This is a genomic window from Ensifer sp. LC163, from assembly GCF_001695855.1.
In the GTDB taxonomy this organism is placed as follows: Bacteria; Pseudomonadota; Alphaproteobacteria; order Rhizobiales; family Rhizobiaceae; genus Ensifer.
Map to the genome: position 1 here is coordinate 33,728 of NZ_MBSS01000013.1, position 14,145 is coordinate 47,872.

Genomic DNA, 14,145 nt, shown 5'->3' on the forward strand with positions numbered 1-14,145 from the left:
AAGGACAAAATTATGCAGCAACTCAAAGTGTTACAGCGACCTTTGCGCGTCTAAATAGATGCGCGGCGCTATAGGGCATGTCCAGGAAAAGTGCGAAGCGGCTTTCCGTCAGGAAGTGCGTAAAAACAAAGAGATAGAGCGTTTCTGCGACTCCGTCTAAGGCGGAAGCGCTCCAGGTCCGGTTGCGGCCGCTAGAAGCGCTCCAGGGCCTGGCGGTCGTGGATCTCGATCATGCGGCCCTTGACGGTGACGCCCGAGCGGCGAAGGGCAGAAAAGGCGCGCGAAAGTGCCTCGGGTGCCAGGCCCAGCTTGCCGGCCAGCACGTTCTTCTGGAACGGCAGCCTGAACGAGAAGGTTGTCGAGCCATCGGGGCAGTGGCCGAGTATGTAGCTCGCGACGCGCTGCGGCGCTGTCAGGAGACGGTCCTCGGCCAGGCAATCCTCGGCCATCTGGCCGTGACGGCAGAGCAGTTCCATCAGCGCCTGGGCGATATCCGGATGCTGCTCGGCAAGCCTGCGCAGGTTCCGGCTGTCGAGCCGGGCAATCATCGAGGACCCGATCGCTTGCGCATTGGCGGTGGCGCGGTTGCCGAGGAACATCGCGTTCTCGCCGAAAATCTCACCCCTGGGAAAGACGGCGATGTCGGCTTCGCGCCCATCCTTGCCGAGCCGATAGACGCGCGCGAGGCCGGACAACACGCAGAAGACACTGTCCACTGGCTCATCCTGGTGAAACAGAATATCGTGTTCCTCGTGGTTGGAAACGACCGCGCCTTCGAGAATGGCATCGGATGCCGCTGCCGACAGCTTCTCAAAAAAGCGAGAGCCCAGCAGAACCGCTTTGTCATTCGAGTTCAATCGCAAGGTCTTCATCACACCGGCCCTGAGTAAACGTCTAGTCTCAGGATAACCGGGCTTTTGAAACGTAAATTGACCTCGATCAAACAATTCCTACAAAAAAAGCCCGCACCGGTGGGTGCGGGCCGATTGTCAGGTGATTTGTGCCGGTTACTCGGCAGCAAGCGCCGGATGATTGATCACCTTGCCCGCTTGCTTGCCTTTCGACTGGCCGTCCTCGATCGTCTTCAAGCGCTCTTCCAGGTCTTCGATCGTCTTGCCCTGATCGTTGACGAGCTCCGTCAGCGCCTCGCGGTCGAGAGGCAGGTTTTCCTCGTCCTTCTTGCCGACGAAGCGACCGAAGATCCGGGCGAGCAAGCGCGACAGGTCGTCCATGATCAGGAAGAAGGACGGCACGACGACGAGGCTCAGGATGGTCGAGACAATGATGCCGCCGATCACCGCGATCGCCATCGGCGCGCGGAACGAGCCGCCTTCGCCGACGCCGAGCGCGGAGGGTAGCATGCCTGCAGACATGGCGATCGAGGTCATGACGATCGGGCGGGCGCGCTTGCGGCCGGCTTCGATCATCGACAGCGTCCGGTCCATGCCGTGATGCATCATCTCGATACCGAAATCGACAAGCAGGATCGCGTTCTTGGTGACGATACCCATCAGCATCAGGATACCGATCAACACCGGCATCGACAGCGCGTTCTGGGTGAGGATCAGCGCACCTGCCACGCCGCCGATGGCAAGCGGCAGCGAGAACAGGATGGTGAAGGGCTGGATCACGTCCTTGAACAACAGGATCAGCACCACCAGCACCAGCATCAGGCCGAGCAGCATGGCGTTGCCGAAGCTCTGCTGCATCTCCGCCTGCACCTCGGCGTCGCCGCTTTCTAGGAACTGCACCGAAGACGGAAGCTCGGCGCCATCGGCGATCTGCTTGAAGCGTTCCGACGCGGTGTTGAGGGCGACTCCGATCGGCAGATCGGCGCCCAGCGTGACCACGCGATTGCGGTCATAGCGTTTGATCGAGCTTGGGCCCTCGGAGTAATTAATGTCGGCAACGCTCGACAACGGCACCGTCGACCCCGAGGCCGTCTGGACCTTCAGATTGCGGATTGCGGCGATATCCGTGCGGAAGTCGCGGCTGATCTGGACCCGGATCGGGATGAGCCGACCATCGAGCGCAATCTTCGTAAGCGCAGCATCGATATCGCCGATGGTCGCCACACGGACCACTTCGGAAATCTGGGCAGTCGTGATGCCGAGGCGCGACATCTGTTCGTCACGCGGACGGATCTGCAGCTCCGGACGCGGCAGGGCGCCATCGGGACTGACATTGGCCAGCAGCGGATCGCTGCGCAGCTTCGATTCGAGTGTCGCAACGGCCTTGTCGAGATCGGCCTCATTGTTGGAAAGCAGGTTGAACGACAGGTCACGCTCGCCGCGGTCGTTGAGCTTGATGACCCGGACATCCGGGATCGAGCCGACCCGTGCGAAGATTTCCTTCTCGATCTGCGACTGCGGAATGATGCGCCCAGTGGGCGGCAGCTTCGGCAGGTACTGGCCGATGACCGGCAGGCCGCCAATGACGTCGTTGACGAGCTTGTTGAGCAGCGAGTGGTCGAGCTTTTTCAGAAGCACGGTGACCGTAGCGCGGCGCAGTTCGAGGTCGCCCTTCGGTGATGCGCCGCCAAGCACGAAGACACTTTCGACGCCTTCGAGGTCTTTGACCCGTTCGTAGATCTCGGCGGTCGTCCGGTCGGTATCCTCGAGCATCGCGTCCGGCGGCAGTTCGATCGACAGGCTGACGCGCGAGGCGTCTTCCGGCGGCAGGAAGCTGCCGGGCACCTGGAACAGGAAGTAGACCGAGATCACCAGGCTGGCGATGGCGGCGAGCAGCGTCGTATAGCGCCAGCGCGTCGTCACTCGGATCAGCCCGGTGTAGAGCTTCATCAAACCGGTATCTTCGTCGCCGTGATGCTTGCCGACATCCGATGCTCGCATCAGGTAAGCGGCCATCACCGGGGTGATCAGGCGGGCAACGAGAAGCGAGAAGAACACCGACACGGCGACGGTCAGGCCGAACTGAATGAAGTACTGGCCCGGTATGCCCGGCATGAACGACACGGGCACGAACACGGCGATGATGGTGAAGGTGGTGGCGATGACGGCGAGGCCGATCTCATCCGCCGCTTCGATCGCCGCTCGATAGGGCGATTTGCCCATGCGGATGTGGCGCTCGATATTCTCGATCTCGACGATCGCATCGTCGACGAGAATGCCGGTTGCGAGCGTCAGGGCCAGGAAGCTGACGAGGTTCAGCGAGAAGCCAAGCATATCCATGATCCAGAAGGTCGGGATCGCGGAGAGGGGCAGGGCGACGGCTGAGATCAGCGTGGCGCGCCAGTTGCGCAGGAACAGCATGACGACGATGACGGCGAGCAGCGCGCCTTCCATCAGCGTATGCAGCGCCGCCTCGTAGTTGCCGTAGGTGAAGTAGACGGAATCGTCGACCATCTCGATGGTGACGTCTGGGTTCGCCGCGCGGATCTTTTCCAGCGACTTGGCGACCGTCTCTGCAACGCTCACCTCGCTGGCGCCCTTGGCGCGGAAAACCGCAAAGGTCACGCCGGGATTGCCGTTGAAGCGCGAGAAGGAGCGGGGTTCCTCATAGGTATCGGTGACGGTGCCGAGTTCGGAAAGGCGGACGAAGCGGCCGCTTGGAACCGAGATCATCGTGTTGGCGAGCTGGTCGACATTGCGGGCGTCGCCGAGCGTGCGGATCGCCTGCTCGCTGCCGCCGACCTGGCCGCGGCCGGAGCCGAGGTCCATGTTCATGCGGCGAAGTTGGCCGTTGACGTCGGCGGCCGTGATGCCGAGCGAATTCAGCCTGTCCTCGTTGAGCTCGACGCGGACTTCACGGTCGGCGCCGCCGTAGCGGTCGACCCGGCCGATGCCGCTCTTGCCCTGAATTTCACGTTTGATCGTGTCGTCGACGAACCAGGAAAGCTCTTCCAGCGTCATGCCGGGCGAGGAGACCGCAAAGGTCTGGATCGCCTGGCCCTCGACATCGACCTTGGAAACGATCGGTTCTTCGATCGAGGTCGGCAGATCGCCGCGAATGCGGTCGATCGCGTCCTTGACGTCCTGCACTGCCTGGGTCGTCGGCACTTCCATGCGGAAGATCACGGCCGTGGTAGACGTGCCATCGTTGATCGTCGATTGGATGTGGTCGACGCCGGTGATGCTGGCGACCGCGTCCTCGATTTCCTTGGTGACCTGGGTTTCGAGTTCAGCCGGCGAGGCGCCGCTCTGTGCGACGTTGATCGAGACGATCGGCACGTCGATATTGGGGAAGCGGGTGATCGGCAGGCTGACGAACGACTGGTAGCCGAGTACCAGCAGCACGAAAAAGGCGAGGATCGGAGCGATCGGATTTCGGATGGACCAGGCTGAGAAGTTCATGGTCACGGTTCCTGTCAGTTGGTCGCTGGTTGCGCTGATTTGACGGGGTTGATGCGGTCGCCGTCGCGCACATAGGCGCCGGCCCTTGCCACGACCTGCTCGCCGGCCTTCAACCCGTCAACAACCTCGACGAACTTGCCGTCGGAGATACCCGTTATCACCGGCACGATGTTCACCACACCATTGTCGACCTTGCGGACGATGGTTTTGCCGTTCTCATTGGTGACCGCCGTTTGCGGCAGAACGACAGCCTGCTTCTGTTCGGTGGTGATGACGGCGTTGGCATACATGCCCGAGCGTGCCTTGGTGGTGTCCTTGAGACTGATGAAGACGGTGCCGAGACGAGACACGGGATCGACCGTCGGTGCGATCAGTCGAATGGCGCCTTCGACCTTGGTGTTGCCGCCCGCAAGAGTGATCGTCGCCGGTTGGCCGACCGCAAGCTTGATGATGTCGGCTTCGGCAACGTCGGCCTTCATCTCGATCGCGCCGTCGCGGATCATCGCAAAGAGCGGCTCGCCGCTGCCATTGGCGATCGCGCCGATCTTGGCGTTCTTGGCGGAAATGACACCGGCGACCGGGGCTTTGACCTCGGTGCGGGTGAGGCGAAGATCGATGTCATCGATCTGGGCTTGCGCCACCTTGATATCGGCACTGGAGACGGCAACGGCCTGTTCGGCCGAGCGGACGCGGGCACGGGTGGCTGCGGCAAGAGCGCGGACACGATCGGCTTCAGCCGTCGAGACCGTGCCGTTCTTGGCAAGCTCTGCGTTGCGATCGCTGACGCGTGTCGCTTCCTCGGAATTGGCCTTGGCTTCACTGAGCTGGGCGTTGAGTTGTGCGAGGCCGGCTTCCGCCTTGGCGAGTGCCGCTTCGAGCTGGCTCTTTTCAAGCCGCAGGGCGTCGTCGTTGAGAACGACGAGTACGCTACCTTCTTCGACCTTGTCGCCGATATCGACGTTCAGCGCGCGGATCGACAATCCCTCGACCTGCGGCGCGACATAGACCTGCTCCACGGCCTGTATCGTCCCGGTTGCAACGACGCGATCGCTGATCGACTGATCGACGGCCTCGGTGACGACGATCGACGGCAGGCTCTGCGCCGGCTGGACCTTGGTCGCTTCTTCGGCAGATGCACTTGAATACGGAGCAATGATCATCGCAGCGCAAACGCTGAGAACAGGTAATACTTTCTGAGCCATCGGCTTTACAATCCTGGCAACGGAAACGACGTAAAAGCGGATCTGTGCCTTCCAAGGCCGGATCCCGGTACAATCAAGCGATTTTCAGTTTCGCCGACGCCTTGTTTTCGCGAACCAGGCGAAACAATGCATAGGCGCACGGCCATCGTATTCATGCGCCGCTCACACGGTATCAGACCGTGAGCGCGGGCAGGACGGGGATAGACTTCCTCAAGCAAACCGTTCGGAAAATGAACTCCTCCGTGTTGCTTGCCTCCAACAAACATCCGCGCCTATGTAATCTTCACATCATGTGCTTACAAGTGCGGTGAAGTGATGGTTCCTCAATATTTCTTCTGTTCTGCAGTCTTGGTTGCAATCTCGACACGATCTTGACAATCGGGGTGCATCACCGGCCCGTTGACCTCGAATTGCCACCCCCACGCCCGGAAATTCGCGGCAACCCTACTGCATCATTCCTTAAATCGGAATCGATTTAAGGAGAAAATTATGCAGCAGATTTAAGGTGTTACAGCGTCCTTTGCGCGTCATATTTGACGCGCGGCGTTGTAGTGGGCCATGAATGGCCTGCACAGAAACGGAAGAGGGCCGCGCGATTGCCGTCGCGCGACCCTTTCCTGTCGTTCAGCCCGGTTCTTCTTACTTCAGCGCTGCGTCGGTGATCTCGTGCGTCCAGGCGCCTTCCGGCTCCTTGGAGATGACCGGATCGGAACCGCCCGAAAGCAGCGACTGCACGGTGCGCTTGTAGTCGGCTTCATCCAGAGCGCCGTTCGAACCGGCGGTCAGCTTGGCCACTTCGCCCATCATGCGTTTCTGGTGTTTTTCCGTCTGGGCGCCGGTCGAGTCATTTTCGAGAACGATGCCGGCGGCTTCATCCGGGTTTTCCTCGGCGTATTTCCAGCCCTTCATCGAGGCGCGCACGAACTTGACCATCTTCTCCTTGAAGGCCGCGTCCTTGAGCTTGTCTTCGAGCACGTAGAGGCCGTCTTCGAGCGTCGCCACACCCTGGTCTTCATACTGGAAGGTCACGAGATCGTCCGGCTTGATGCCGGCGTCGATGACCTGCCAGTACTCGTTGTAGGTCATGGTCGAGATGCAGGCCGCCTGCTTCTGGATCAGCGGGTCGACGTTAAAGCCCTGCTTCAGAACCGTCACGCCTTCCGGCCCGCCATCGGTCGGGATCTTCAGGTGCGACATCCAGGACAGGAACGGATATTCGTTGCCGAAGAACCAGACGCCAAGGGTGTGTCCCTTGAACTTGTCGGGGCTGGTGACGCCGCTCTCCTTGAGGCAGGTCAACATCATGCCCGATTTCTTGAACGGCTGGGCGATGTTGACGAGCGGCACGCCCTTTTCGCGGGTGGCAAGGGCCGAAGGCATCCAGTCGACGACGACGTCGGCGCCGCCACCGGCAATCACCTGCGCAGGCGCGATGTCCGGGCCGCCGGGCTTGATGTCGACGTCGAGCCCTTCTTCCTCGTAAAAGCCCTTGTCCTTGGCGACGTAGTAACCGGCGAACTGGGCCTGCGTGACCCATTTCAGCTGCAGCGTCACCTTGTCGGCGGCTTCGGCCTGGAACGCTGTAAGCGAAAAGACGCCTGCGGCGAGGAGCGATGCAAGTCTCTTGTTCATGTCAGTTCCCTCTTGTTTTTGCTTCATTTTCTTTGAACCAAGCCATTCCGGGAAAACCGTTCGATGCCTTTCCTGGAATTGCGTCTTTCTCAGGCGCGCCCTCCGCGGACGGAGGGATGCCAGAAGGTGACGGCGCGCTCGATGAGTGCCACCACCCCGTAAAAAGCCGAACCTGCCACCGCCGCGACGGCGATTTCGGCCCAGACCATGTCGACGTTCATGCGGCCCACTTCCGTGGAGATCCGGAACCCCATGCCGACAATGGGTGTCCCGAAGAATTCGGCGACGATGGCGCCGATCAGCGCCAGGGTGGAATTGATCTTGAGCGCGTTGAAGATGAACGGCCAGGCGGCCGGCAGGCGCAGCTTGACGAGCGTCTGCCACCAGGAGGCGGCATAGGTGCGCATCAGGTCGCGCTCCATGTGGCTGGCCGCCGCCAGGCCGGCGATGGTGTTCACCAGCATCGGGAAGAACGTCATGATGACGACGACGGCGACCTTGGACTGCCAGTCGAAGCCGAACCACATGACCATGATGGGGGCGACGCCGATGACCGGCAGCGCCGAGACGAAGTTGCCGAGCGGCAGCAGTCCCTTCTGCAGGAAGGGCGAACGATCGATGAGGATGGCAACGACGAAGCCGAGGCCGCAACCGAGCGCATAGCCCGTCAGCACCGCCTTCAGGAAGGTCTGGCGGAAGTCTGCCGCCAGCGTCGGCAGCGAGTTGATCAGGCGCTGCCAGATCATCGACGGTGCCGGCAGCAGGACCGAAGGCACGGAAAAGCCCCGCACGATGCCCTCCCAAAGCACCAGAAGGGTGATGCCGAAGAGGAGCGGTACGGCGAAGCGTGCAGCGCTGTTGGCGACATCGCTTTCAAAACGCTGGCGCACCAGCCATTCGTTGAAGGCCCAGGCGGCAAGCCAGAAGACGATGGCGCCAATCAGGATCGGAAGGTTCATGGCTTGGCCCCCATGCGCTTCAGGACGGCGGTGTGTGCAAAGCCGACGATCATCACCAGGACGGCAGCCAGCGCTGCCGCCATGAATAGAGCCGACCAGATCTGCACGGTCTGGCCGTAATAGGAGCCGGCCAGCAGGCGGGCGCCGAGGCCGGCCACGGCGCCGGTCGGCAGTTCGCCGACAATGGCGCCGACGAGCGAAATGGCGACGGCAACCTTCAGCGAGGTGAAGAGATAGGGCATCGACGACGGCCAGCGCAGTTTCCAGAAGGTCTGTGCCTGCGAGGCGTTGTAGGTGTGCATAAGGTCAAGCTGGATCGCCTCGGGACTGCGCAGGCCCTTCACCATGCCGACGACCACGGGGAAGAAGGAGAGGTAGGTCGAGATCAGCGCCTTCGGCAGCAGGCCGGAGATACCAATCGCGTTCAGGACGACGATGATCATCGGCGCGACGGCGAGGATCGGGATCGTCTGGCTGGCGATCACCCAGGGCATCAGCGATCGGTCCATGGCGCGGTTGTGGACGATGCCGACGGCCAGGAGGATGCCGAGCACAGCGCCGATGCCGAAACCGAGCAGGGTGGCCGAGAGCGTGATCCAGGCGTGATAGACCAGGCTGCGTTTCGAGGTGATCGGCTTGTTGAACGTCGTGTCCCAGATCTCGGCAATAACCTGATGCGGTGCCGGCAGCACCGGCCGTTCCTGCGCCATGGTGTTGTGAACGATCTGCGAGAAACTGATCTCGGTGCCGGCGCGGGCGGCGGTGTCGCGCTCGAAGGGCGCGTTCAGGAAGACGACAGCGATGTACCAGACCACGATCAGCAGCGCGACAACGGTGCCGACGGGCAAGAGTTTGTCCCTGAGAAAGCTTTCCTCGCGCATGGTCATGCCTTTCCGCTTGCCGGCAGCAACATCAGGCCCATGGCGGCGATGCCGAGCATGACGCCGGCCGCCTGGGTGAGGCTGAGCCTTTCGCCGAACACAGCAAAGGCGATGATGTTGACGAGAACCAGTTGGACTATGGCCGACAGCGAGATCGCAAGGCCAAGCCCGCCATCACGCATCAGTTTTACCATGATGATGTTGCCGATCATGTAGAGCCCGAGTGCCACGACCAGCACGCCGATATGGCTGTTGGAGACATAGGCGCGCGAAGCCGTCGCGCCGCCGAGAAAGATGGTCGTGGCAAGCAGTAGCCAGAGGACATAGGCAAGGTTCATGGCCGCCCCTCCGCTCCGCGCCAATGGTAGAGAATGTCAGGCAGGCTTTCCTCGTTGTCGCCATCGGTGCGGCGAACGGCCGAAAAACCCTGTCGTTCATAGAAGCGCTGGGCTTTGCCGTTTGCCTCAAAGGTCCAAAGGTTCAATTCGCTTGCGGACAGCGATTTGGCGGTCTTGAGCAGATCGCTGCCGACGCCTATGCCGCGGCAGGCGTCGTCGACATAAAGCGCCGTCACATAATGATTGCTGGAGAGTGCCATGAAACCCGCGACCCGGTCGTCCCGCTCGGCGACGACCACCGTCCGTTCGACAAAAACCGTCTCGACATAAAACCGCTCGACGTCGGCATGGTCGTGTATCCGCGGCATCCACGGGGTCGCGTCGATCCAGCGGTTCAGAATGTCGGCGCAGGCGCTCATGTCGGCCCGTGCTGCAGCACGGCAGATGGTCGAAGACGCCCCGCTATTCCTCATAGCTGTGCCCCGCTCTCAGGCCTTCGCGCACGCGATGGGCAACCTCGAGAAATTCGGGCGTTTCGCGAATGCCGAGCGGGCGTTCGCGCGGCAGAGGCGATTCGATGATGTCGGTGACGCGGCCGGGCCGCGGGCTCATCACCACGATCTTGGTCGAGAGATAAACCGCTTCGGGAATGGAATGGGTGACGAAACAGATGGTCTTGTTGGTGCGAGCCCAGAGCTTCAGGAGCTGCTCGTTCAGGTGGTCGCGGACGATCTCGTCGAGCGCGCCGAAGGGCTCGTCCATCAAGAGAAGATCGGCGTCGAAGGCAAGCGCACGGGCGATCGATGCGCGCTGCTGCATGCCGCCGGAGAGCTGCCATGGGTATTTTTTGCCGAAGCCGGCGAGGTTGACGAGGTCCAGCGTGCGGTCGATGCGCGCCTTCTGCTCCTGCCTCGAATAGCCCATGATCTCCAGCGGTAGGGCGATGTTCTTCTCGATCGTGCGCCAGGGATAGAGCGCCGCCGCCTGGAAGACATAACCATAGGCGCGCTGGCGCCGGGCTTCTTCGGGCGTCATGCCGTTGACGGTGATCGTGCCGGAGGTCGCCTTTTCCAGATCGGCGATGACGCGCAGGAACGTCGTCTTGCCGCAGCCGGAGGGGCCGATGAAGGAAACGAAATCGCCCTTGGCGACATCAAGATTGACGCCGGTCAGCGCGTTGACCGGGCCGTCGGCGGTCTCGAAAGTCAGGCAGAGGTTCCGGGCCGAAACCACGGATGCGGTATTGGACGTCATCGGCGAATACTCATTCTGGCTTGGCTGTGTCAGACTGCTATCCGGACCGGCAACATGCAATCGCGGATTTGTAAGCGGAGCCGTTTGCTGCTGGTTTTTCAGGGAATTCTGGAGAACAGTCATGTCTCGATCATCCAATCCTGGCTGTCGCGTGGTTCGCCCCGGCAACGGATATGCCGGAATGCAGGGGCTCAGCTATTTCGAGGGCATCGCGGCGGAAACCGTCGGCGCGACCGGCATCTGCATGCATCTGCTGACGATCCCACCCGGCGCCCGTGCGAAGGCGCACCTGCACGAGGGTCATGAGACGGCGATCTATGTGCTGTCGGGGGAGGCGCACACCTGGTTCGGCGAGCGGCTCGAGGAGCATGTCGTCGTGCGCGCCGGCGAGATGTTCTACATTCCGGCCGGCGTGCCGCATCTGCCGGCGAACCTGTCCGACGCGCCATGTTCGGCGGTGATCGCCCGCACCGACCCCAAGGGGCAGGAAAGCGTCGTCCTCTTGCCGGAGCTCGACGCTCTCGTGCCTGGATGACGCGACCTGCAACCGCACCGAAGCGTCCCGCCGGTTCGGCGGGACATGTCCGGTGGGACAGAGCGGTGTGAAGACGTGCAGGCCGCGAAACACCAAGGTTACACCCCGGTTGCCGGGATCCCGCTGCGCTGGACGGCGCGCGGAGCGGTGACTTCCTTCCAGGTGGAGAGCGCGGTGCTGACCGCCGGGAACGGATCGCGGCGGACGAATTCGCCATGACCCTCGCGGGTCTTGATCGTGCTTTCCTCGATGGCGACGATCCCGCGCGTCAGCGTGTAACGCGGCAGGCCCTTCACCTCCTTGCCCTCGAAGACGTTGTAGTCGATTGCAGACTGCTGGGTCGTGGCGGAGATCGTCTTCGTGCGCTTCGGATCCCAGACGACGATATCGGCGTCGGCGCCGACAAGAATGGCGCCCTTCTTCGGGTAGATATTGAGGATCTTGGCGATGTTCGTCGAGGTGACGGCCACGAACTCGTTCATGGTGATGCGGCCGGTGTTGACGCCGTGGGTCCACAGCATCGGCATGCGGTCTTCGAGCCCGCCGGTGCCGTTGGGGATTTTGGTGAAGTCACCGACGCCAGAACGCTTCTGCGCGCTCGTAAAGGCACAATGGTCGGTCGCGACCACCTGCAGCGAACCGGACGCAAGGCCGGCCCAGAGTGAGTCCTGGTGCTGCTTGTTGCGGAACGGCGGCGACATCACGCGGCGGGCGGCGTGGTCCCAGTCCTTGTTGAAATATTCGGTTTCGTCGAGCGTCAGGTGCTGGATCAGCGGTTCGCCGAAGACGCGCATGCCCTTGGCGCGGGCGCGGCGGATCGCTTCGTGCGCCTGCTCGCACGAAGTGTGGACGATATAGACCGGGCTGCCGGCCATGTCGGCGATCATGATCGCGCGGTTGGTGGCCTCGCCCTCGACTTCGGCCGGCCGCGAATAGGCGTGCGCTTCCGGCCCGTTGTTGCCTTCCGCCAGCAGCTTCGCCTGCAGCTGGGCGACCACGTCGCCGTTCTCCGCATGGACGAGCGGCAAAGCGCCGAGCGCAGCGCAGCGCTGGAACGACGAGAACATCTCGTCGTCGTCGACCATCAGCGCGCCCTTATAGGCCATGAAGTGCTTGAAGGTATTGATGCCCTTGTCTTTGACGATGGTCTCCATCTCGTTGAAGACCTGCTCGCTCCACCAGGTGATCGCCATGTGGAAGGAATAGTCGCAATTGGCGCGAGTGGACTTGTTGTCCCACATATTAAGCGCTTCGAGCAGCGACTGGTTGGGCGAGGGCAGGGCGAAATCCACCACCATGGTCGTGCCACCGGCGAGCGCGGCCCGTGTGCCGCTTTCGAAATCGTCTGAGGAGTAGGTGCCCATGAAGGGCATTTCGAGATGGGTGTGCGGGTCGATGCCGCCCGGCATGACGAAACAGCCGCTGGCGTCGAGCGTTTCGTCGCCGGAAAGATTGGGTCCGATCTCGACGATCGTGCCGCCTTCGATCTTCACGTCCGCCTTGTAGGTCAGGTCGGCCGTGACGATGGTTCCACCCTTGATGACAGTGCTCATTGATTTTCATCCTCGCGATTGTGCTTCCGGTGGCCCGCTGGCCGCCACGAAAAAGGGCGGAACTTTCGTCCCGCCCGCAAACTCATTCGACGATTTCGGCCGTTTCGACGACGGCGTGGAAGAGGACGTCAGCGCCGGCGCCGGCCCACTCCCTGGAGATATCCTCCGCCTCGTTGTGGCTGAGGCCTCCGACGCAGGGGCACATGACCATGGTCGTGGGGGCGACCTTGGCCGCCCAGCAGGCATCGTGTCCGGCACCGGAAATAAGGTTCATGTGGCTGTAGCCGAGCCTTTCGGCGGCGTTGCGCACGGCGGTGACGAGTTTCGGATCGAACGTCACCGGCTCGAAGTGGCCGATGGCCTCGACGGAACAGCCGACACCCAGGGCATCCGCGATCTTCGGCGCTTCCGCCTCGATCCTGGCGCGCATGCGGTCGAGCTTGGCCTTGTCGGGCGAGCGGATATCGACGGTGAAGACGACCTTGCCCGGCAGCACGTTGCGGGAGTTGGGCGAGAAGACCACCTGGCCGACGCCGCCGACGGCGCCCGGCTGGTTTTCCATCGCCACGCCCTGAACCATTTCGATGATGCGGGACATGGCAAGGCCGGCGTTGACGCGCATGTTCATCGGGGTCGAGCCGGTATGGGCCTCGCGCCCGGTCAGCGTGAACTCCAGCCACCACAGGCCCTGACAGTGGGTGACGACGCCGATGTCCTTGTTTTCAGCCTCGAGGATCGGGCCCTGCTCGATGTGGTATTCGAAATAGGCGTGCATCTTGCGGGCGCCGACTTCTTCGTCGCCGACCCAGCCGATGCGCTTCAGTTCGTCGCCGAAGGCCTTTCCTTCCGGGTCCTTGCGGCCATAGGCAAAGTCCTGGCTGTGGACGCCGGCAAAAACGCCGGAGGCGAGCATCGCCGGCGCGAACCGCGCCCCTTCCTCGTTGGTCCAGTTGGTGACGACAATCGGGTGCTTGGTCTTGATGCCGAGATCGTTCATCGAACGCACGACCTCAAGGCCCGAAAGCACGCCGAGCACGCCGTCGAACTTGCCGCCGGTCGGCTGCGTGTCGAGATGGGAGCCGACATATACCGGAAGGGCGTCGGGGTCGGTGCCGGGCCGGGTGAAGAACATGTTGCCCATGGTGTCGACACCCATGGTCAGGCCCGCCTGCTCGCACCAGGACTGGAAGAGCTTGCGGCCTTCGCCATCCTCGTCGGTGAGCGTCTGGCGGTTGTTGCCGCCGGCGATGCCCGGGCCGATCTTGGCCATGTCCATTAACGTATCCCACAGGCGGTCGGCATTGACACGCATGTTCTCGCCAGGTGCTGCCACGGCGGTCTCCTCATTCTTTTTGGCGGCACCTTGGGTGGTGCATGCCCTTCATGTTCCCTTGGTCAAATCCAGGCTTGGTTTTTTCTGGTGCCCTTCGATCAGTCGTTGCCTTTGCTGGCGAACTGGCTGATAATTTGACCGGTTG

General features: G+C 62.1%; 12 protein-coding genes. 1 reads left to right on the plus strand and 11 read right to left on the minus strand.

From position 1 onward, the window contains the following. Positions 1-191: 191 nt before the first annotated feature. From BC360_RS14105 to BC360_RS14145, 9 genes are all read right to left on the minus strand, one after another. The gene (locus BC360_RS14105) at positions 192-872 is read right to left on the minus strand and encodes a Crp/Fnr family transcriptional regulator (RefSeq protein WP_065795628.1); all 681 of its coding nucleotides are present in this window, start codon (positions 870-872) and stop codon (positions 192-194) included. 135 nt (positions 873-1,007) lie between these two features. After that, the gene (locus BC360_RS14110; RefSeq protein WP_065795629.1) at positions 1,008-4,313 is read right to left on the minus strand and encodes an efflux RND transporter permease subunit; all 3,306 of its coding nucleotides are present in this window, start codon (positions 4,311-4,313) and stop codon (positions 1,008-1,010) included. Positions 4,314-4,327: 14 nt separating this feature from the next. Then, a complete protein-coding gene (locus tag BC360_RS14115) occupies positions 4,328-5,515 on the minus strand; it encodes an efflux RND transporter periplasmic adaptor subunit (RefSeq protein ID WP_065795630.1) in 1,188 nt (395 codons plus the stop codon). A 639-nt stretch (positions 5,516-6,154) separates the two neighbouring features. Continuing rightward, entirely contained in the window at positions 6,155-7,147 is a 993-nt protein-coding gene (locus BC360_RS14120) for an ABC transporter substrate-binding protein (protein WP_065783124.1), read from the minus strand. 89 nt (positions 7,148-7,236) lie between these two features. Continuing rightward, positions 7,237-8,106: an ABC transporter permease gene (locus BC360_RS14125; protein WP_065795631.1), complete on the minus strand. Its 870-nt coding sequence runs from the start codon at positions 8,104-8,106 to the stop codon at positions 7,237-7,239. Then, positions 8,103-8,987 (minus strand): ABC transporter permease, encoded by an 885-nt coding sequence (locus BC360_RS14130; RefSeq protein WP_065783122.1) that lies wholly within the window; start codon positions 8,985-8,987, stop codon positions 8,103-8,105. Before BC360_RS14130 ends, BC360_RS14125 begins: the two co-directional genes overlap by 4 nt. 2 nt (positions 8,988-8,989) lie before the next feature. Beyond that, a complete protein-coding gene (locus tag BC360_RS14135) occupies positions 8,990-9,325 on the minus strand; it encodes a hypothetical protein (RefSeq protein WP_065783121.1) in 336 nt (111 codons plus the stop codon). Then, complete coding sequence (locus tag BC360_RS14140; protein WP_065783120.1) at positions 9,322-9,798, minus strand: GNAT family N-acetyltransferase; 477 nt, start codon at positions 9,796-9,798, stop codon at positions 9,322-9,324. The genes BC360_RS14135 and BC360_RS14140 overlap by 4 nt, the downstream gene beginning before the upstream one ends. After that, positions 9,788-10,579, minus strand: a complete 792-nt coding sequence (locus BC360_RS14145) for an ABC transporter ATP-binding protein (protein ID WP_065783150.1) — start codon at positions 10,577-10,579, stop codon at positions 9,788-9,790. Before BC360_RS14145 ends, BC360_RS14140 begins: the two co-directional genes overlap by 11 nt. A gap of 121 nt (positions 10,580-10,700) precedes the next feature. Between BC360_RS14145 and BC360_RS14150 the strand changes: the two genes are divergently transcribed. Continuing rightward, a complete protein-coding gene (locus BC360_RS14150; RefSeq protein WP_065795632.1) occupies positions 10,701-11,114 on the plus strand; it encodes a cupin domain-containing protein in 414 nt (137 codons plus the stop codon). A 98-nt stretch (positions 11,115-11,212) separates the two neighbouring features. Here the strand turns inward: BC360_RS14150 and hydA are convergent, their stop codons facing one another. Beyond that, positions 11,213-12,667: a dihydropyrimidinase gene (hydA, locus tag BC360_RS14155; RefSeq protein ID WP_065795633.1), complete on the minus strand. Its 1,455-nt coding sequence runs from the start codon at positions 12,665-12,667 to the stop codon at positions 11,213-11,215. An 82-nt stretch (positions 12,668-12,749) separates the two neighbouring features. Next, complete coding sequence (locus tag BC360_RS14160; protein ID WP_139110035.1) at positions 12,750-14,000, minus strand: Zn-dependent hydrolase; 1,251 nt, start codon at positions 13,998-14,000, stop codon at positions 12,750-12,752. Positions 14,001-14,145 lie beyond the last annotated feature (145 nt).

Excerpts from the sequence above, each read along its gene's own strand:
- BC360_RS14135 (WP_065783121.1), bottom strand. The coding sequence starts at position 9,325 with ATGAACCTTGCCTATGTCCTCTGGCTACTGCTTGCCACGACCATCTTT.
- hydA (WP_065795633.1), bottom strand. The coding sequence starts at position 12,667 with ATGAGCACTGTCATCAAGGGTGGAACCATCGTCACGGCCGACCTGACC.
- BC360_RS14125 (WP_065795631.1), bottom strand. The coding sequence starts at position 8,106 with ATGAACCTTCCGATCCTGATTGGCGCCATCGTCTTCTGGCTTGCCGCC.
- BC360_RS14140 (WP_065783120.1), bottom strand. The coding sequence starts at position 9,798 with ATGAGGAATAGCGGGGCGTCTTCGACCATCTGCCGTGCTGCAGCACGG.
- BC360_RS14115 (WP_065795630.1), bottom strand. The coding sequence starts at position 5,515 with ATGGCTCAGAAAGTATTACCTGTTCTCAGCGTTTGCGCTGCGATGATC.
- BC360_RS14145 (WP_065783150.1), bottom strand. The coding sequence starts at position 10,579 with ATGACGTCCAATACCGCATCCGTGGTTTCGGCCCGGAACCTCTGCCTG.
- BC360_RS14130 (WP_065783122.1), bottom strand. The coding sequence starts at position 8,987 with ATGCGCGAGGAAAGCTTTCTCAGGGACAAACTCTTGCCCGTCGGCACC.
- BC360_RS14120 (WP_065783124.1), bottom strand. The coding sequence starts at position 7,147 with ATGAACAAGAGACTTGCATCGCTCCTCGCCGCAGGCGTCTTTTCGCTT.
- BC360_RS14150 (WP_065795632.1), top strand. The coding sequence starts at position 10,701 with ATGTCTCGATCATCCAATCCTGGCTGTCGCGTGGTTCGCCCCGGCAAC.
- BC360_RS14105 (WP_065795628.1), bottom strand. The coding sequence starts at position 872 with ATGAAGACCTTGCGATTGAACTCGAATGACAAAGCGGTTCTGCTGGGC.
- BC360_RS14110 (WP_065795629.1), bottom strand. The coding sequence starts at position 4,313 with ATGAACTTCTCAGCCTGGTCCATCCGAAATCCGATCGCTCCGATCCTC.